15 protein-coding genes and 1 pseudogene are annotated in these 18,733 nt (G+C 58.2%); 8 read left to right on the forward strand and 8 right to left on the reverse strand.

The features are described from left to right. Positions 1-3 precede the first annotated feature (3 nt). The 3 genes and pseudogenes from GKC68_RS04085 to pcaC all read left to right on the forward strand — a co-directional run bounded on the left by GKC68_RS04085 (position 4) and on the right by pcaC (position 2,483). Positions 4-1,344 carry a 3-carboxy-cis,cis-muconate cycloisomerase gene (locus GKC68_RS04085; protein ID WP_028723556.1) on the forward strand — a complete coding sequence of 447 codons (1,341 nt, stop codon included), beginning with the start codon at positions 4-6 and terminating at the stop codon, positions 1,342-1,344. Continuing rightward, positions 1,341-2,087, forward strand: a pseudogene (gene pcaD, locus GKC68_RS04090) (3-oxoadipate enol-lactonase); the annotation flags it as partial. The gene GKC68_RS04085 and the pseudogene pcaD, both read left to right, overlap by 4 nt. Positions 2,088-2,096: 9 nt before the next feature. After that, positions 2,097-2,483, forward strand: a complete 387-nt coding sequence (gene pcaC / locus GKC68_RS04095) for a 4-carboxymuconolactone decarboxylase (protein WP_230624288.1) — start codon at positions 2,097-2,099, stop codon at positions 2,481-2,483. A gap of 9 nt (positions 2,484-2,492) precedes the next feature. Here pcaC and GKC68_RS04100 read toward each other — a convergent pair whose 3' ends face one another. The 3 genes from GKC68_RS04100 to pcaH are packed head-to-tail and all read right to left on the reverse strand — an operon-like array spanning position 2,493 to position 4,843. Then, positions 2,493-3,425, reverse strand: a complete 933-nt coding sequence (locus GKC68_RS04100; protein ID WP_028723554.1) for a LysR substrate-binding domain-containing protein — start codon at positions 3,423-3,425, stop codon at positions 2,493-2,495. A gap of 60 nt (positions 3,426-3,485) precedes the next feature. Further along, the gene (gene pcaG / locus GKC68_RS04105) at positions 3,486-4,106 is read right to left on the reverse strand and encodes a protocatechuate 3,4-dioxygenase subunit alpha (protein WP_013027214.1); all 621 of its coding nucleotides are present in this window, start codon (positions 4,104-4,106) and stop codon (positions 3,486-3,488) included. Further along, on the reverse strand, positions 4,103-4,843 hold the full coding sequence (gene pcaH, locus GKC68_RS04110) for a protocatechuate 3,4-dioxygenase subunit beta (RefSeq protein WP_028723553.1): 741 nt from the start codon (positions 4,841-4,843) through the stop codon (positions 4,103-4,105). Before pcaH ends, pcaG begins: the two co-directional genes overlap by 4 nt. A 228-nt stretch (positions 4,844-5,071) precedes the next feature. On the opposite strand from pcaH, the gene GKC68_RS04115 reads away from it, so the two are divergent. Continuing rightward, on the forward strand, positions 5,072-6,964 hold the full coding sequence (locus GKC68_RS04115; RefSeq protein WP_342656604.1) for a TIM barrel protein: 1,893 nt from the start codon (positions 5,072-5,074) through the stop codon (positions 6,962-6,964). Positions 6,965-7,248: 284 nt separating this feature from the next. Next, positions 7,249-8,625 (forward strand): aromatic acid/H+ symport family MFS transporter, encoded by a 1,377-nt coding sequence (locus GKC68_RS04120; protein ID WP_028723551.1) that lies wholly within the window; start codon positions 7,249-7,251, stop codon positions 8,623-8,625. 41 nt (positions 8,626-8,666) lie between these two features. Here the strand turns inward: GKC68_RS04120 and GKC68_RS04125 are convergent, their stop codons facing one another. The 3 genes from GKC68_RS04125 to GKC68_RS04135 form a co-directional block, all read right to left on the reverse strand. Further along, positions 8,667-9,419, reverse strand: a complete 753-nt coding sequence (locus GKC68_RS04125) for a hypothetical protein (RefSeq protein WP_342656605.1) — start codon at positions 9,417-9,419, stop codon at positions 8,667-8,669. A 106-nt stretch (positions 9,420-9,525) separates the two neighbouring features. After that, a complete protein-coding gene (gene malI / locus GKC68_RS04130) occupies positions 9,526-10,542 on the reverse strand; it encodes a Mal regulon transcriptional regulator MalI (protein ID WP_028723549.1) in 1,017 nt (338 codons plus the stop codon). A gap of 72 nt (positions 10,543-10,614) precedes the next feature. Continuing rightward, a complete protein-coding gene (locus tag GKC68_RS04135) occupies positions 10,615-12,111 on the reverse strand; it encodes a PTS transporter subunit EIIC (protein ID WP_028723548.1) in 1,497 nt (498 codons plus the stop codon). A gap of 412 nt (positions 12,112-12,523) precedes the next feature. On the opposite strand from GKC68_RS04135, the gene exbB reads away from it, so the two are divergent. The 3 genes from exbB to GKC68_RS04150 all read left to right on the forward strand — a co-directional run bounded on the left by exbB (position 12,524) and on the right by GKC68_RS04150 (position 15,325). Next, the gene (gene exbB / locus GKC68_RS04140; RefSeq protein WP_173647297.1) at positions 12,524-13,249 is read left to right on the forward strand and encodes a tol-pal system-associated acyl-CoA thioesterase; all 726 of its coding nucleotides are present in this window, start codon (positions 12,524-12,526) and stop codon (positions 13,247-13,249) included. 5 nt (positions 13,250-13,254) lie between these two features. Further along, the gene (gene exbD / locus GKC68_RS04145) at positions 13,255-13,677 is read left to right on the forward strand and encodes a TonB system transport protein ExbD (protein ID WP_028723546.1); all 423 of its coding nucleotides are present in this window, start codon (positions 13,255-13,257) and stop codon (positions 13,675-13,677) included. A gap of 325 nt (positions 13,678-14,002) precedes the next feature. Then, positions 14,003-15,325 carry an MFS transporter gene (locus tag GKC68_RS04150; protein ID WP_089527847.1) on the forward strand — a complete coding sequence of 441 codons (1,323 nt, stop codon included), beginning with the start codon at positions 14,003-14,005 and terminating at the stop codon, positions 15,323-15,325. On the opposite strand, the gene GKC68_RS04155 is transcribed toward GKC68_RS04150, so the two are convergent. Together GKC68_RS04155 and GKC68_RS04160 are read right to left on the reverse strand one after the other, a co-directional pair. Further along, complete coding sequence (locus GKC68_RS04155; RefSeq protein ID WP_064366665.1) at positions 15,322-16,290, reverse strand: spore coat U domain-containing protein; 969 nt, start codon at positions 16,288-16,290, stop codon at positions 15,322-15,324. The two genes, GKC68_RS04150 and GKC68_RS04155, sit on opposite strands and share 4 nt — an antisense overlap. Next, entirely contained in the window at positions 16,287-18,731 is a 2,445-nt protein-coding gene (locus tag GKC68_RS04160) for a fimbria/pilus outer membrane usher protein (RefSeq protein WP_342656606.1), read from the reverse strand. Before GKC68_RS04160 ends, GKC68_RS04155 begins: the two co-directional genes overlap by 4 nt. Positions 18,732-18,733 lie beyond the last annotated feature (2 nt).

Raw genomic sequence — 18,733 nt, forward strand, 5'->3', positions numbered from 1 at the left:
CCAATGTCTCTTTACCGCGCCATGTTTATGGCCTCTCCCCTTAATGACTGCTTTAGCGATACCGCGTTGTTACAGGGAATGCTGGATTTCGAAGCCGGGCTGGCACAGGCGCTGGCCACGGCAGGCGTGATCGATCACGCCTCCGCTCGCTGTATTCAGGCCTGTTGCCAGGCGCAGGCGATCGATACGGCGGCGCTGACGCAGGCGGCGGGCCTGGCGGGCAACCTGGCGATTCCGCTGGTTAAACAGCTCACTGCCGTGGTGGCGGCGACGTCGCCCGAGGCCGCGCGCTATGTCCACTGGGGCGCAACCAGTCAGGATGCCATCGACAGCGGACTGATGCTGCAACTGCGCACCGCGCTCAACGACACGGCTTCGCTGCTGGATCGGCTGATTGCCGCCCTGACGATTCAGTGCGAGCGGCACAGCACGACGCTGATGGTCGGCCGGACCTGGCTGCAGCACGCGCTGCCGGTGACGTTAGGCCTGAAGCTGGCGGGCACGCTGGATGCGCTGGTGCGTTTTCGTGCGCGACTGGCGGCCATGCGGCCGCGGGTGCTGGCGCTGCAGTTTGGCGGGGCGGCGGGCACGCTGGCGTCCCTGGGGGAAAAGGGCGAACGCGTAGAGCAGGCGTTGTCTGATGTGCTGGCCCTGCCGCGAAGCGCTGTGCCTTGGCATGCGCAGCGCGACAGAATCACCGAGCTGGCGGGCTGGTATGCCGGTCTTACCGGTGCGCTGGGCAAGCTGGCCCGGGACATGTCGCTTCTGATGCAGAGCGAAGTCTGCGAAGTCAGTGAACCCCTGGCGCCGGGGCGCGGGGGCTCCTCTACCATGCCGCACAAAAGGAACCCGGTGCTCTGCGCGGCGATTCTCAGCGCGGCCAACCGGGTGCCGGCCCTGATGTCAGGTCTGTATGCCGGTCAGGTTCAGGAGCACGAGCGTGCGCTGGGCGGCTGGCAGGCTGAGTGGCAGAGCCTGCCGCAGCTGATTATGCTCAGCGGCGCGGCACTGGTGCACAGCACAGAACTGATCGACGGACTGGAAGTCCATGAAGAAGCCATGCAACGCAATCTCGGCCTGACGCAGGGGCTCATCATGGCGGAAGCGGTCACGCTGGCGCTGGCCGACGCGCTGGGACGGCAGCAGGCCCATCATCATATTGAACAGTGCTGCCGTCGGGCGCTGGCGACGCAGCAGCGTTTGCTGACCGTCCTGTGCGCGGATGAAACCGTTGCCTCGCACCTGCGTCGGCCCGAACTGGAGAGGCTGCTCGATCCGGCGAACGCCACGGGCAGCGCGGCACGCTTTATTCACCAGGTTTTAGCGGCTGCGAGGGCCACATGATGCTGCATTACGAACTTGAGGGGCCAGACGATGCCCCGGTGATTTTATTCAGTAACTCCTTAGGCACAACGTCCGAGATGTGGCAGCCGCAGCGTGATGCGCTGAAAGGGAGTTATCGCCTTTTGCGTTACGACGTTCCCGGCCACGGCGCTTCGGCACCGAACGGACAAACCCGCTCGCTGGAACAGTTGGGGATGGCGGTCCTGTCGCTGCTGGACCACCTGGGCATCGACAGGGTGCACTTCTGCGGCATTTCAATGGGCGGGCTGACCGGGCTCTGGCTGGCGCGTTTTCATCCGCAACGCCTGGTCACGCTCACGATCGCCAACAGTGCGGCAAAGATCGGCGAGTCGGCCGCCTGGCGAGAGCGGGCCGCGCAGGCTCGTCAGTACGGCATGGCTGCCATTGCAGAGGGCGCGGCGGCACGCTGGTTTACCCCGGCCTTCTGTGAACGTGCGCCTGCGACGGTAAACCATCTGGTATCCCAGCTCAGCGCCTGTGACGCCGACAGCTACGCTGACTGTTGTGAAGCCCTGGCGACAGCCGATTTGCGCCACGAACTGGCGGCGATTTCGTTACCCGTGCTGGTGATTGCCGGGCGTGACGACAGGGTAACGACCCTGGCCGATGCAGACAGCATGGCTGAACAGATCCCGGGCGCGCAGCGTGTCGTGCTGCCCGCCTCGCACTTGTCCAGCGTCGAGGTCTGGCTGGCGTTTAACCGCGCGCTGCAGCCTTTTATTGACGCACAGCTGACCCAGCATCAGCGCTACCAGCAGGGCATGACTGTGCGCCGGGCGGTGCTCGGCGACGCTCACGTTGAGCGCACACTCGAAAATCTGTCGCCGCTGAATGACGAGTTCCAGAACTTTATCAGCCGCTACGCATGGGGTGAAATCTGGACCCGGCCCGGCCTGACTCGCCACACGCGCAGCCTGATCACCATCGGCATGCTGATTGCGCTCAACCGCGAAGCGGAGCTGAAGATGCACCTGCGGGCCGCATTCAATAACGGGGTTAGCCGGGATGAAATCAAAGAGCTGCTGATGCATGCTGCGCTTTACTGCGGCCTGCCAGCATCCAACGCCGCGTTCCATCTGGCACAGAGCGTTTTCGATGAGCAGGACAGCGCCCAGTAAACTGCGCTGTCAGACAGGCACGTCCAGCACCCGTTGCCGCAAGGCCGCCACCAGCTGCAGCTGCTCGGGTGATGGCGCGTGCTGCTGGCGGGTCAGGATGCCGACCGCCTCAGCCATCCCCTGGCTGGGAAGCGGCAACGTGCGTAGCTGGTTGCTGGTCAGGTCGTCGCGCACCGCGCCGTAGGGCACCAGCCAGACGTAGCCGTGGCTCAGCGTCAGACGGCGCGCCAGCGTGGTTGACAGGGTTTCCACTGCGCCATCCGGTAATCTCAGGCCATGGCTGGTCATCAGCGATTCGGCATTCTGGCGCGGCACCGTGCCGCGCGGAGACAGGATCAGCGGCCAGCTCAGGGCTTCAGCCAGCGTTACGCCCGCATGCAGCAGAGGATGATGTGGGGCCACAACCAGACGCAGGGTTTCCAGATACAGCAGCTCGAAGTTCAGGCCATCCATCAATACGGGTTCGGCCATGCGCCCAATCCCCAGCGCCATCTGCCCTGATTTTATCGCCATCAGCAACGCATCATTTGCCAGCGTGCTGACCTGAATGCGCCAGCCCGGATAGTGCTGCTGCAGGCCGGCTAATACCGGCGCCACCACGCTGACGATAGCGGTAGGCAGTGCGCCAATGTGCATCGGTCCGGGCTGCGGCGCACTGCCGGGACGCATCACCTGGTCCACAATATTTAGCGCATCGAGAATACGGATGGCATCGTGCAGGAAGCGCGTGCCGCTGGCGGTGAGTTCCGTTCCCTGGCTGCTGCGCAGCAACAGTGGCTCACCGGCAAGGTATTCGAGTTCGTTGAGGGTTTTGGACAGGGCGGGCTGGGTGATCCCCAGATGAAGCGCGGCGCGCCCCAGCGTCCCCTGCTGTGCAGTGGCCACAAAAGCGTGAAGATGGCGCACGCGCACGCGCTGACTAAACCGGGAAACCCTATCCATGACTCATGTTATGAATTTGCCGCCGAAGCGGCAAGGACATTGTCGTGGGCAGATTAAGGTTCAGACATCAAAGAACACGGTTTCGTTTTCACCCTGCAGCCAGATATCGAACCGGTAGACCGTCTCGTCGCCGCGCTGTTCACGCCGCGCCAGCAAGGTGCGACGTCGCTTCTCCCATTCGATCACATTCAGCACCGGATCGGCGTCATTTGCCGCCTGTTCATCGGCGAAGTAGAGCCGGGTGTTCAGTCCGATGTTAATGCCGCGCGCCACAATCCACAGGTTAAGATGCGGCGCCATGGGTCGACCGTCGCGCCCGGTCACGCTACCGGGTTTGATCGTTTTGATACGCCAGATCCCGCTGTCGAAGTCGGAGCAGGTCCGTCCCCAGCCACGAAACGCCGGGTCCAGCGGCTTATCGTGCTGCCGATCGGCGGGATGGTTGTAACGCCCTTCGGCATTCGCCTGCCACACTTCAATCAGCACGTCGCGCACCGGCGTGCCGGAACCGTCGTAAACGCAGCCTTCTACCACAATGCGCTCGCCGCGCGTTTCCGGTTGGGTCAGCACCTCACTGAAGTTGTTTTCAAAAATGTCGAAGCCCGCCGCATGGGGCGCCAGACCAATGTGCACATAAGGTCCGGCGGTTTGTGACGCCGTTTCGGCAAGATAGCGTTTCATGATGCCGCCCCCTGAGTGCGGTTTTCGAACCAGGTTGCGCGGTGCCCGCGCAGGACCAGGTCAAAGCGGTAGGCCAGGCAGTCCAGTGGCACGGCAGAGTGGGTATCCAGCTCGGCAATCAGCGTGCGCACGGCCGCTTCGCTGCCGACTGACTGAACAATGGGACAGCGGCCGATCAGCGGATCGCCCTCGAAATACATCTGGGTAATCAGGCGCTGGGCAAAGGCTTCGCCAGAGAGTGAGAAATGAATATGCGCCGGACGCCAGTCACTCACCTGATTCCGCCACGGGTAAGGACCGGGCTTAATGGTGCGGAAGCAGTAGTAGCCGTTATCGTCGGTCAGCATGCGACCGCACCCGCCAAAATTTGGATCGATGGGCGCAAGATACTGATCTTTTTTATGACGATAGCGTCCCCCGGCATTGGCCTGCCATACCTCAACCAGCGCGTTGCGCACCGGCTGACCAAATGCATCCCGCACGTAGCCATGCACAATAATGCGTTCGCCGATGGGTAAACCCTCTTTGGCGTAATTGAGGATAAGGTCACTGTCTTGTGGCCCGAGTTCCTGCCGGGTGAAGACCGGAGCCGTGATTTCGGATAGCGAATTCTGCAAAGAAATCAGCGCATTGCGTGGCGATCGCAGCAGGCTCGTTTTATATAAAGGCGCAAGCGCCGGTGGGTGATCACGATAGTCACGATGAACCAGTTCGCGGGCGGGCCAGTCATTTTTCATCCAGGCATCCTTATTATTTTCGGTACAGAGCGGGAAGTGTAGGAAGCGCAACTTGTAAAAGAAAAGTGAAAAATAGTCGGCTTAGTCATAACCAAAAATCATGACCAGTCACACATTGACGAAATGTTCCAACTGGTTCATAACAATTGCCAATCTCCGTTAGCAGAATGCCTCGCTGCTGACCGGCTGCTTTAAGGTCACCCAATGACCGTTTATCAGGAGGCAACAATGAAACGTTCTGTCGCAACGGTCTCGGTATCGGGCACGCTGCCGGAAAAACTGCGGGCAATTGCCGCCGCAGGCTTCGATGGCGTTGAAATTTTCGATAACGATCTGGTCTATTATCCCGGCTCACCCGTGGAAATCCGCCAGCTGTGTGACGCGCTTGGGCTGGAAATCTTGCTGTTTCAACCTTTCCGCGACTTTGAAGGCGGCCCCCGTGACAGGCTGGCGCAAAACCTGGCGCGCGCGGCGCGCAAGTTTGAGGTCATGCAACAGTTGGGCTGTCAGCGGATGCTGGTCTGCAGCAATGTCTCACCCGACTGCAGTGACGACTTCGCCACACAGGTCAGCGATCTCACCGCGCTGGCAGAGCTGGCGGCTGAGTACGGTATTACTCTCGGTTATGAGGCGCTGGCCTGGGGACGATACGTCAGCCTGTGGCGTGACGCGTGGGCCCGCGTCAAGGCCGTCAACCATCCCGCGCTGGGGATCGTGCTCGACAGTTTTCATATTTTGTCGCGCGGTGACAGCCTGGACGGGCTGGAAGCGGTCCCGACGGAGAAAATTGTGTTCGTACAGCTGGCGGATGCACCGCTGCTAAAAATGGATGTGCTGTCGTGGAGTCGCCACTTCCGCTGTTTTCCCGGCCAGGGCGAATTTAATCTGACGCAGTTTATGACCCAACTGTCGGCGCATGGCTACCGGGATGCCTGGTCGCTGGAAATTTTTAACGATGGATTCCGCGCCTCGCCGGTGGTGCCTACCGCTCAGGATGGTTACCGATCGCTGCTGTGGCTGGAGGAGCAAACTCGTGACTGGCTGGTAGGACAGCCGCTGCTGCCGAGCGCGCTGGCCTCCCTGGCCGGGGAAGGGCTGTTCCACTCTGCGCCCCAGCCGCCGCTGTTGTCGCTGGAGTTCATTGAGTTTGCCGTCAGCCACAATGACGCTTTGGCACTCGGACAGTGGCTGACGCAGCTTGGCCTTGTTCATGCGGGCGATCATCGCTCCAAGCAGGTGTCGCTGTATCGTAACGGCAAGGTGCATGTGATTCTGAATGCGCAGCCGGAGAGCCAGGCCAGCGGGTATTATCATCAGCACGGTATTTCGCTCTGTGCGGTGGCCTGGCGGGTTCGCGGCGTCGATAAGCTGATCACACGCGCTCAGGATTACGGTTACGCCATCTGGCAGGGGGAAACCGGCCCCAACGAACGCCAGATCCCGGCGTTATGTGCGCCTGACGGCAGCCTGATTTATCTGGTGGAAGATGAGCCTGCTGGTCAGGATGGCTACCACAGCGACTTCCACTTAACGCACCGCGCCGCGCCCCAGCCTGCGATGCAGACCCTCGACCATCTGGCGATTGCCCTGCCGGATGATACGCGCGATAACTGGATTATGTTCCTGCGTAGCGTGCCGGGTTTTGTGCAGGATACAGAGTGGGAACTGCCCGATCCGCTGGGGCTGGTGCGTAGCCGCGTGCTGCGAAGCCCCAACGATGCAATTCGCCTGCCGCTCAACATGTCGGTCAGTCGGGAAACCCAGATAGCCCGCGCATTAACAACCTATCAGGGCGCAGGGTTGCAGCACGTCGCCTTTGGCTGTGACGATCTGTTCAGTACGGTAAAGGCCGCGCGCGAACGTGGACTCAAAACCCTGCACATTCCCGATAACTATTATCAGGACCTGATGGCGCGTTTCGATCTCGACGCCGATTTTCTGGCGCAGTTGCAGCGTTACGATGTGCTGTATGACAGGGACGAACAGGGCGGGGAGTTGCTGCACGTCTATACGCTTCCCTATGAAAAGGGCCGCTTCTTCTTTGAGCTGCTGGAACAACGTGGCGGCTATCGTGGCTTTGGCGCGGCCAATGCTCCCGTGCGGCTGACCGCGATGCGGTAAGACGTTGATGGGCCAGTTTCGCTGGCCCGTTATTCTGCTCAGACCGCTTCTCTGCCTGTTCTCGCCCGCTCAAATCCGCCCGATCCCGCTCACAATCCTTTGCCGATAACGCAACCCATGCTGCCAGAAAAATTGTCTTTTTTAACAATCCATTAACGCAGATTTGGCGTTTAATTCGCGCATAATCGTGCGATAAACGCACAAAATTTCGATTATCGCCGTTTAACGCATTACAGCGCCTGCATATAGTAACCCCACATTACGTATTTCACCGGAGAGTCACCGTGGCGGAAAGCAAAGCAATTGATGTTCGGGCGTTAATCGACAGCCGCCCGCTGGGGATGTGGCAAAAAATGGTGGTGCTGTTTGGCTTCTGCATTATCGCCCTCGATGGGTTTGATATTGCCATCATGGGGTTTATTGCACCTGAACTGAAAGCGGACTGGGGCATCACCAATCGCGAACTGGGGCTGATCATCAGCGCTGCACTGGTAGGGCTGGCGCTGGGCGCAATGCTCTCAGGCCCGCTGTCAGACAGGCTGGGTCGCAAAGTCGTGATTATTAACAGCGTATTCTTTTTTGGCGCCTGGACGCTGATAACCGCTTTTTCGCAAAATATGGAACAAATGATCCTGTTTCGTTTTCTGACCGGTCTGGGATTAGGCGCAGCGATGCCCAATGTGGGCACGCTGGTGGCCGAGTTTGCTCCTGCCAGACGACGGGCATTCCTTATCACCGTGGTATTTTGTGGCTTCACGTTTGGCGCAGCGCTGGGTGGCTTTGCCGCCTCCTGGCTGATGCCGCACTTCGGCTGGCATTCTGTCCTGATGCTGGGCGGGATCCTGCCCATGCTGTTCGTGCCGTTACTGCTCTGGGCGCTGCCGGAATCGGTGTGCTTTTTAGTGGTAAGGCGTGCCGCCAGCAAAAAAATTCACCGTATTCTGGCTAAGCTGGCACCGGATCTGGATCTGCAGCAGTGCAGCGTCGAACTGCCGCCGGTCAGCAAGGCCAGGGCGCAGCCTGTAAAAGTCGTACTCAACGACCAGTACCGGTTTGGCAGCCTGATGCTGTGGGGCGCCTATTTTACCGCACTGTTTTTATTCTATACCCTGGGCAGCTGGCTCCCTATGCTGATCAAGGACAACGGTTTTGACGTGGTGCAGGCCGCCATTATCACGGCTCTGTTCCAGGCGGGCGGAACCTGCGGTTCGCTGTTTTCGGGCTGGCTGATGGACAGAATTGAATCACACCGGGCGCTGTCGATGATTTACGGCGCGGGGGCGCTGTTCACGGTGGGAATGGGATTTTCGCTGGCGCACCCGGTGCTGCTGGGCGGTTGCGCTATGATGATCGGCTTCTGCATCGGTGGCGCTAACACGGGAATGAATGCGCTTTCGGCCAGCTTTTATCCCACCGAGGCGCGTGCTACGGGCTCCAGCTGGATGCACGGCGTAGGGCGCATCGGGGCCATTCTCAGCGCGCTGGTGGGGGCAGAGATGCTGGCGCTGGGCTGGGGGTTCGCCACGATTTTCGCCGTGCTGGCCATCCCGGCCCTGTTAACGGTGGCGATGATAACGGCCAAGGGGCGCAGCCAGCAGCGCCGGACGGGCGACAGAAGCACGCCTTCACGCTGGGGGATAAGCTCTGGCGATATCCGCTAATCATCCGCCACCGGGCCAGGCTTTTAAGACGTGTCGCCTGCTCAGGGCTGACAACCCGGGGATGCCGCCAGCGGGTGCGACGGCGTGTTCAATGCAGGATCGGCGTTGTAGCGCGGAAGGGTACAGGGCGGTAACGATTGCGTCTGCGGCGGCCTGAGCAAGGCATCCGGTGAAAACAGAGAGGGCTCTGCCGGGCTGACATGGATGGCTGAGTCGGGTTCGGGAGCCGCACGGAACGGCGGGCGCACGTTGCGCCTTCTCGTTTTATCCGACTGATGACCGTAGTGAAAACGCTTTAATCTACCCGGCGGTGCCGCATTGCGTGAGGCGTGGATAAAACGGATCAGGGCCACGCTGCGCAGCTGGCGGCTGAAACACTTCACGATGCCGGATGAGGGTTTATCTGACTCATAACAGCGCCTGAAAAAGTGCAGGGTGATTAACGTGTTGGTCGCCGCATAGCAGGCACCAGAGCAGGATGAGTTGATGTTTGAACCTGGTAGCAGCAGCGACGCAAATAACAAGCAGCGGGATAGCCACAACAGCATCGTCCGGTCCGGCGTCGTGATAGGGAGCGGTGACGAGCCGTCTACAGAACGGGCGGACGCAGTAAGCGGCCCTGGGGCATCAGCGCGATGGCCGTCAGGTCCGGGCAATATCGAAGCGTGCGCTGCGCGTGAGGCGTGATCTTGCGCGCGTGTACGGTTAAAGCCAGTAGGGCGATCCCGTAATAAGCGCAGCTGTCGTTTACGACGTAAAAGTGACGTCAGGCTGGTTATGATTGTCTTGCTCATAGGCTGTTTGTCATTATGTTTGCACACCTACCGTTCGCAGGGACTCACCGCTGCGCCCGAAAGCGATTTTTCACATACTCGCTTCTCTGACAATCAAAATGCCGATTTATGCTGACTCTCGTGTAATTAATTGGCCCGATAATAAAATACGCTGCCTTGGGCGCTCAGGGTCTTGTAACTGACGCAGGATAAGCTCAGCCGCCTGGCGGCCGGTTTCTTCACTGGCGGAGGAAACATAGGTAAAAGAGGGCGAGGTGAGGTTCACGTGCAGCATGTCCTCAAAACCCATCAGCGCGACCTGTTGGGTCAGAAACACGTCTTTGCCCACGGTGCGACCGGTATGATGAATACCGGTCATTGCCCCGATTATCGCATCCGGAGAGTGACAGAGCAGCGCGGTAATGGTGTTGTTTTGCTCCAGTAACTGACGTGTGGCAAAGGCGGCTGAGTGGGTATCGTCACGGCAGGATGGCGCAAATCCTTCTCTTACGGCCAGCCCGTGTTGCGTCAGGGCGCTGCGAAACCCCAGTAAGCGCTGCTGACGGATCAGGTCCCCTTCAATTCCTCCAATATAGGCAATATTGCGGTGACCACGTTCAATCAGATAACGGGTCGCCAGGTGGGCGGCCTGGTGGTTGTCACGCATGACCAGATTACACTTCTCCGCCAGCAGCGACTGGGACACCACCACCAGGGGTAAAGGGCAGTGGAGAAGCTGCGACGGCAGGCTGGCATTTCGCCTGTCTGACGCCAGACAGACAACGCCAGCGACGCCCTGCTGTTTAAAGGAGAGCAGGCAGCGCGTCAGCGATTCACCGTCGTCAGTGGGCTGCCCCAGAAACACCATATAGCCCTGCTTTTCCAACTGCTGCACAAGGCTTGCCATGACCTTCACGGAGAAACTGTCGCTGAAATCACGCAGAATCAGACCGATAAGGTTAGAGGTGCTGGCGCGCAGGTTGGCGGCTGCCACATTCTGAACATAGTCGAGCGCATTAATGGCGGCGTGAACTTTCCTGATGGTGGCATCGGATATTTTTCCTTTTTGACGCAGCACCAGCGAGACGGTCGAAACCGACACGCCGGCGTGTTTAGCCACATCAGTAATGCTGACTCTCTTCAAACCTGCTCCCTGAAATTCACCTGCTCAGCCTGCTATCGCCTTGCCCGCCATCGTCAGAAAGCCAGGCCTGCATCAGCCTGTCATCCCGGACAGCGTCTGGGCAATAAATTGCGCTCTGGCGCCAAAAATAATTTGTATACCGTTATCGCCGACAAAAACCACGCCGCGTGCGCCAAGATTATTCAGCCCTTCACGGTCAACGTCATTGCTGTTGACGACTTCAAGCCGTAAGCGCGTGATACAGGCGCCCACCGAGCGAATGTTTTTCTCACCTCCCAGCAGGACGATGATTTCGCTAGCCAGCTCAGCATCGGTTTTGTCATCGGTCGTCGCCGTGACGTCCGTTCGTCCCGGTGTTTTTACATTAAACCGACGAATAACGAAGCGGAAGGTGAAATAGTAAATCAATGCCATCGGTACGCCCACGATAACCGCGCTGAGATAGTGAGTCTGGTAACCGTTGAGCGACGGCACAATGCCAAAGCTAATGTAGTCAATCAATCCGGCGGAAAAAGATTTAGCGATATGGGCATGCAGTAAATACATGGTCATATAGGCCAGGCCCGCCATGATGGCATTAAAGACATACAGCAGGGGCGCGACAAAGATAAAGGTAAACTCCACTGGCTCGGTGATGCCGGTCAAAAAACAGGTCAACGCCGCTGAAAACAGGATACCGAACGCGATCTTTTTATTCCTGGTATGGGCTTCGTGGTACATCGCCAGACAGGCGGCAGGCAGGGCGAAAAGCATAAGCGGATACTCACCTTGCATAAACTTGCCCGCATTTTGGTAGCCGTTGCTGCTAAAGGATTTCACGCCTTCCTCCAGCATTTTGAACCAGATGGTTTGATCGCCATGAATCACCTGGCCGGTTTTGGTGACGTAATCACCGAAGGAGTACCAGAACGAGGGATACCAGATGTGGTGCAGGCCAAGCGGGATCAGGGCGCGCTCAACCAGCCCAAAAATAAAGGTGGAGGCCGCCTGATTATCGCCGTTAACGATCACCGAAAGCGCATCGATGCCCGCCTGAATATGTTGCCAGACATAGGGCATCAGCAGGCCGAGCAGAAAGGATAAAAATGCCGTCGCAATGGCAACAAAACGTTTACCAGAGAAGAAACCCAGGAACTCAGGGAGCTGCAGGGTATGGAAGCGGTTGTAGCACCAGGCGGCGAGAATGCCGCAGATAATGCCGCCAAATACGCCCATCTGTAGCGTTGGAATGCCGACGACCATGGCATATTTTCCCCCCTGGGACGCCATTTCCGGAGTGATATGCAGCAGGGTGCCAATGGTGATGTTGGTGACAAAGACGGAAACTGCGGCAGAAAGCGCGGCTATACCGGATTCGGCGGCCAGTCCCACAGCCGAGCCAATCGCAAACAGCATCGGCAGGTTATCAAAAATCACCCCACCGGCGTTCATCATCAGCGGTAACTCGAACTTATTACCAAATGCCAGCAGTAAGCCAGCGGCAGGCAGCAACGAAACAGGCAGCATGAGCGCCCGACCAATCATTGATAACTTCGATAACGATTTAACCAACCCTGATAGCAGTGTCATACCGAGTTTTCCCGATGTTGCGCCCCTATTGGCGTTTTTTTTGTAAGTAGAACGTTTTAGTAGAACGTTCTACTTATCCTGCTGTAGGCGGTTTTTAGCTGCAACATAATTTTCACATTCATCGAAACGAAAAAGTTATTTTATGAGAGTGATCGCTAATTAAGCGTCTTGTGGCGGGATGCCGCGAACAGAGGCGAAACGATCACCACCGGGAATCCCGACAGGATTGGGCTGAAGAAACGGCAGGGCAGAAGCGGCTTATTCAGGTGCTGGCTCACCGTCATCAAGGGCTGCAAGATTGTAAATACTAATGAGAACCACTATCAATTCGATTGTTTTTTGCTATCATCGGCACTTAATTCCGCACCCATGTAGATGAAGTTGGAGAAGCAGCGTGGTAGCCAGTGACTTAATGCAAGCAGACCTTTCCGTATGGGGCATGTACCAGCATGCCGATATCGTGGTAAAGGTGGTCATGATCGGTCTGTTATTGGCCTCGGTTGTGACCTGGGCAATTTTCTTCGGTAAATATGCTGAGCTGAGTGCAGCCAAACGTCGCCTCAAGCGCGAGCAGCTGGCGTTAGGTGAAGCCCGCAATCTGAAAGATGCCGCGCGCGCTGCTCAGCAGTTCAAAACCGCCAGCCACAGCGCGGTACTCCTTAACGATGCGCAAAATGAGCTGGAACTTTCTGCTGGCGTTGAAGATACCGCCGGGATCAAAGAGCGAACCGCTTTCCGTCTTGAACGTCGGGTGGCTGCCTTCTGCCGTCACGCGGGCCGCGGCAACGGTTTCCTGGCCACGATTGGTTCGGTCGCGCCGTTTGTCGGCCTGTTCGGCACCGTCTGGGGCATCATGAACAGCTTCATTGGTATCGCCAAAACGCAAACCACGAATCTTGCCGTGGTTGCCCCCGGCATTGCCGAAGCCTTGCTGGCTACCGCGATTGGCCTGGTCGCCGCCATCCCGGCCGTGGTGATCTACAACGTGTTTGCCCGCATGATCGCCAACTACAAAGCCTCGCTGGGCGATGTGGCCGCGCAAATCATGCTGCTGCAAAGCCGCGATATCGACCTGGGAGACCTGGCCCAGCCTGACGTCAACCGCCCGGCAGCCGCACAAAAACTGCGTTTGGGGTAAGTGTTATGGCGATGCGATTAAACGACCACGCCGAAACAGATGGCGAAATGCACGAAATCAACGTCACGCCGTTTATCGACGTGATGCTGGTGTTGCTGATCATCTTTATGGTTGCGGCGCCGCTGGCGACCGTTGATGTTCGTGTCAACCTTCCGGCTTCCACCAGTGCGCCCCAACCGCGTCCCGAAAAACCCGTTTACCTTTCGATCAAAGCCGACAAGCAGTTGTACGTGGGCAACGAGGTCGTGGATAAAGCGTCGTTGATCAACGTGCTGACCCAGCAGACGGAAGGCAACAAGGACACCACGATCTTCTTCCAGGCGGACAAGTCTGTCGATTATGAAACCCTGATGAGCGTGATGGACGAACTGCGCACGGCCGGGTATTTAAAAATTGGCTTGATGGGAATGGAAACGGTCAGGAAATAGCGACGGGAGCCGGTCGGGCTTTCCCGCTCAGCGCATTCAGCCAACATTCGGGGCCTTCAGGCGCGGTAAACGCGCCTCGTAAACGCGCCTCGTAAAGGCCGTATCACGGCTAAAAAGCGCGCATTCCGCCGCGCTTTTTTTATGTCTGTTCTCACAGAATCTTCTTCAGCGCATTCCGCCTGATAACAGGCAAAGATGCTGCTGTAACTCTCCTGTTAATTTCTTGTTACGGAAACTTATAGACTTGTAAACTGCAATGGTGATCGGTGTCACATTAATCTGGTTTGTCGCAGGCTAAAACGGATAAAAAACCAAGGAAGCCGTGATGAACCCGAGTGAAACTTTACAAAAGCCGCCTGCCAGCGCGGCCAGAACCATTTTCAACGTTACCAGTGGTAACTTCCTTGAGATGTACGATTTCATGGTGTTTGGCTACTACGCCACGGCCATCGCCAAAACCTTCTTTCCCGGTGACGATCCGTTCTCTTCCCTGATGCTGACGTTGATGACCTTCGGTGCGGGCTTCCTGATGCGTCCGCTGGGGGCCATTATTCTGGGGGCTTACATCGACCACCATGGTCGTCGCAAAGGGCTACTGTTAACGCTTGGCCTGATGGCGCTGGGCACGCTCACGATTGCACTGGTCCCGGGTTATGCCACGCTGGGCGCGGCGGCACCGGTTCTGATTCTGCTGGGGCGTTTGCTGCAGGGCTTTTCAGCCGGTGTGGAACTGGGTGGCGTGTCAGTCTATCTGGCTGAGGTCGCACCGAAAGGCCGCAAAGGCTTCTTTGTCAGCTGGCAATCCGGAAGTCAGCAGATTGCGGTGATATTCGCTGCGCTGCTGGGACTGGGGCTGAACCATCTGCTTTCTCATGATGACGTCACTGAGTGGGGCTGGCGCATTCCCTTCGTGGTGGGCTGCCTGATCGTGCCTTTCCTGTTCTATATCCGCCGTATGCTGGAAGAAACGGAAGCCTTCAGTCAGCGTAAACACCACCCGGCCATGACCGAAATTATGCGTTCGGTGGCCAGCAACTGGGCGCTGGTGCTGGCAGGTATGCTGATGGTCGTCACCACCACCGTGATGTTCTATATGATTACCGCCTTTACGCCCACTTTCGGCAAAACGGTGTTGATGATGAGCGACACGCAGGCGTTTATGGTGACGCTGTTTGTCGGGATTTCGAACCTGTTCTGGTTGCCGGTGATGGGCGCGCTCTCCGATCGCATAGGTCGTCGCCCGCTGCTGCTGGCGTTTACCGTATTGATGATTGCTACCGCCTGGCCGGTGCTGCACTGGATGGTGGGCTCGCCCAGCTTCGCGCATCTGGTAGAGGCGGAATTATGGCTCTCTTTCCTCTACGCAAGCTATAACGGCGCTATGGTGGTTTATCTGGCGGAAATTATGCCAGCGGAAGTGCGCGCTGCGGGCTTCTCTATGGCTTACAGCCTGGCAACGGCGCTGTTTGGCGGCTTTACGCCAGCCGTATCCAGCTATCTGATTCACGCCACAGGTGACAAGGCGATGCCGGGCGTGTGGCTGACCTTTGCGGCCATCTGTGGCCTGCTTGGTACGCTGCTCATTGGTCGCATGGTTAAGCAATATCGCGCTCGTCACGGCAGCACGCCGGTCAGCACATCCCTTTAAAACGCAATATCTACCACCACGCTGTCGCTGTAGTTTCCCGCAGGCGGCGTGTTTTGTGTGGTCAGGACGCGCGCAGTGTAGTTAAAGCTGCGCGTCAGTCCATCGGTGCTGACGGTATTGGCCGCCGCACTTCCCACCCGCTCAGTGCCACTCGGCCCCCAGCGATCGCTACTGGTTCCTTTATAGATTTCATAACTTAATCGGTTGGTTCCGCTCGCCATATTCCTCACGCTGCCTGATGCGTTGTTGCCATTGCTTAAGCCCACAGTATAGGTACTGCCTTTGCTGCATAACACACTGATGGTTTGCGAAATTGCCCCAAAACTGGCGACCAGTGGCGCGCTGCCAAAGCTAATGTTGGGGGCGGTAATCGCTGTACAGTCATTGCTCAGAACGACGGTCACGGTAATGGGGATCACGCCGCTGCCGGTTTGCGGGGTCAGACAAGCGCCCAGGGCGGAAACAGAGGTGCAGATGTTATAGGTGACGGTCATGTTCAGGGTGAGCGTATAGCTGCCCGCCGCCACGGTTTGCCCGGCGACCGTGCGTAAATATACCGGAATCGCGAAGTTCAGGCTGCCGAGCAATCCCGCCAGGTTGATCAGGGTGGCCGAGTTATACACAAAAGCCGATCCGCCAATGGTCAGCTCATTGGCGCAGGCGCTGTCGGTACACAGCCTCACAGGAATATTGTCGCTACCAGTATCGCCGCTTCGTTTGAGCGTGCCGCGCGTGTCGTTGGTGTTGCTGGCGCTGGTCAGCTGAAAGGTAATCTGATTATTACTCAGCAGAGTCAGGGCCGTGCCTGATCCGCAGTTAACGTTAGCGTTAGTGGAGGTCGTGCTGACGCTGGTATTGGCAACAAAGGTGGTTTGTGTGCCAAAGCTGGCGCTGGACGCGGGAAGGGTACAGGCGGCATAGCCCAGCGAGGGTAGCAGCAGGCAAAGCAGCATCAGGTTTTTCATGGTGTTATTCCGGCTGTCGCGTTTTCAGGGTTAGGTACCGGTGCGCCGTCGGGCAGCGGCGGCAGGGGACAGGTCAGCGGACCGTAGGTTTTCAATGCCTGCGGCTGGCCACCCGCCAGGGTTAGTTCGGTTTCGCAGGTTCGGCCGTCAGGCGCGATGACCTGAATTGGGTTGTGTTCGCTGAGATCGTCCAGCCAGGCGATACCGTCCCAGCCAACGTAGCCCGTAGCCTTGCCTGGACGGATCACCTGGCTGGATACCGGCAACGGCTGGTTATAGCTGTCATACAGAATCACGCTGGCGGCGCGCAAACGCTCGACCGGAAAATTCAGCAAAAATCCACTCTGGCGCTTCACAGCAAAACGCTGCTCGACTTTGGGCGTGGTCATGTCGGCGGGCAGGTCGAGCGTATCGATATCGTATTTGGCTGCGTAATAGCTGCTGATGGAGGGCACCAGCAGATAGCCCTTGCTGTCAGTACGTCCCATCGACTGGTTTTCATAGCGGACATTGACGTCCGGGTAGTTGGTTTTCACCACCACAAAGGCATCATTGATCGTGTTTGCAGCAAAAACCTGGTTATCCATTAACACCAGCGCGCCGGACAAATCTGCCCACTGCGTGGTGTTGTCATCATCCCCATAGAATCCGCCAGACGTATCGATTTTATTATTACGGTAGCGCAGGCTGCCCTGCCGGTAGTCACCACTATTCCCGCCCTGGTTCGCCCAGGAGGCGTCCCAGGCAAAACCGCCGTCGCTGGGCATGGCGCGGGACAGATAAGCCCGTTGATTGTGTCGACCTTGCTGATCGCGCTCAATGCTCAGTGAGGCATTGCTGTTTTCACCAAACGGAATGACCAGCGAGATGGCGCCGCTCCATTCGCCCTGTTGCCTGTCACGGCTGGCGGAAACGTACAGGCTGGCATTGCCCCACAGGTTTTTACTCCAGGAGAGGTTCCACAGGCTGGTGCGCTGGTTATCGCCGCCGGAAATATCAATATAGGCTGCGCCCAGGCTGCCATAACGGTTGAGCGACAGGCTGGCGCTGTACTGCGCCGTTCGCCGTGCCAGGCTGTAACGGTAATCCGAACCGCCGTTGCGCTGGTTGCTCAGCAGGGCCAGATTACCAAAGCCGGCATTGCGCACCTGGTGCTGCGTACCCAGGCTAAAGCGACTGTTGTTGTACTGATAGCCCCAGCTGTACTGCGCGCCAGACTGCCCGTCCATTTGACTCTGCGCGGCTGCGCCATTGATCACGCCCCAACTGCCCACTTTAAACTGCGCGCCGGCTCCGCCCATGCCCAGGTGGTTACTCCCCTCCCCATGGGTTTCCAGGGTCAGCCAGTCTGTCATGCCATAGCGCCATGAGCCGCTCATCGCTGCCGCACCGTAATCGGCGTTTTTAATGCCGTAGTTTTGCCGCATCGCACCGGCGGAAAAGGCGTAATCGGACAGGCCAGGCTTGAGCAGATTACTGGAAACATAAAACGGCAGCGTGGTGACCACCTGACGCCCCACGGCATCCGTGGTGGTAATCACCGCGTTGCCCGCGCCGTTTACAAAGGGCACGTTTGTCAGCGACCAGGGGCCGGGCTGAACGTTAGCCTGAGTGGAGCGGTAGCCGTTAACAAACAGATCGACCGTTGAGGGCACCGCCGCCTGACCGGAAAACGCGGGCAGGGGATAGGTCACCAGATCCGGACGTACGCTGAAGTCCCGCGCAACCTGGATGCCGCCAAGCCGGACGCTGCTGGTCCATGCCAGCGCATCGGTCGTGAGATCGCCGACCCGCCAGCTCAGGATGGCGTTTTCGTTTTCATTGCTCCACCAGGTGTCGTAACGGATATAGCCATCATCCTGGTAGCGATTTTGCCCTTCCAGCTGCTGTTGCCAGACGCCGTTGCTGGAGACGTGTCCGGCATCACCAAACAGGCGCAGTTCGTTCCAGGCCGCCAGACGTGTACCCGCAACGTCGGTGCGCGTGGCGTAGAGATCGTAATTGATGAGCGCCCCAGGGCTGACGCGTCCGGGAAAGCGCGGCCCAGTGTTGTTCTCACCAATCGTCTGTTCGGGCAGCCAGCCGGGCGGTACCGTCAGCAGCAGGCGCTGGCGACGATCGTCATAGTCCACTTTCACCTCTGCGAGCTGATTGACATCAACCTGTTGTTGTCCCTGATACTTTTCCGGTGGGATCCCCGCACGCTGCAGATCGCCTGCCCGCACCAGAAAGTGGCCGTTTTGTTGCTCTACCGGCACGATATCGCCCCGTGCCTGTTGATTCACCACCAGCTCTAACATGTAGCGCTGACCGGCGGCGCTGTTGTCCACGGCAGGCGGCGGCGGGAGCGACGTAAAGGTTTCAGCCCAGACAGAACCGGTTGTCAGGCAGCACAGCCCCGCGATAGCCAGCGTAACGGGATGCGGCAAAAACGGCATCATGA

This window comes from Pantoea sp. RSPAM1, assembly GCF_038816185.1.
GTDB classification, from domain to species: domain Bacteria; phylum Pseudomonadota; class Gammaproteobacteria; order Enterobacterales; family Enterobacteriaceae; genus Pantoea; species Pantoea ananatis.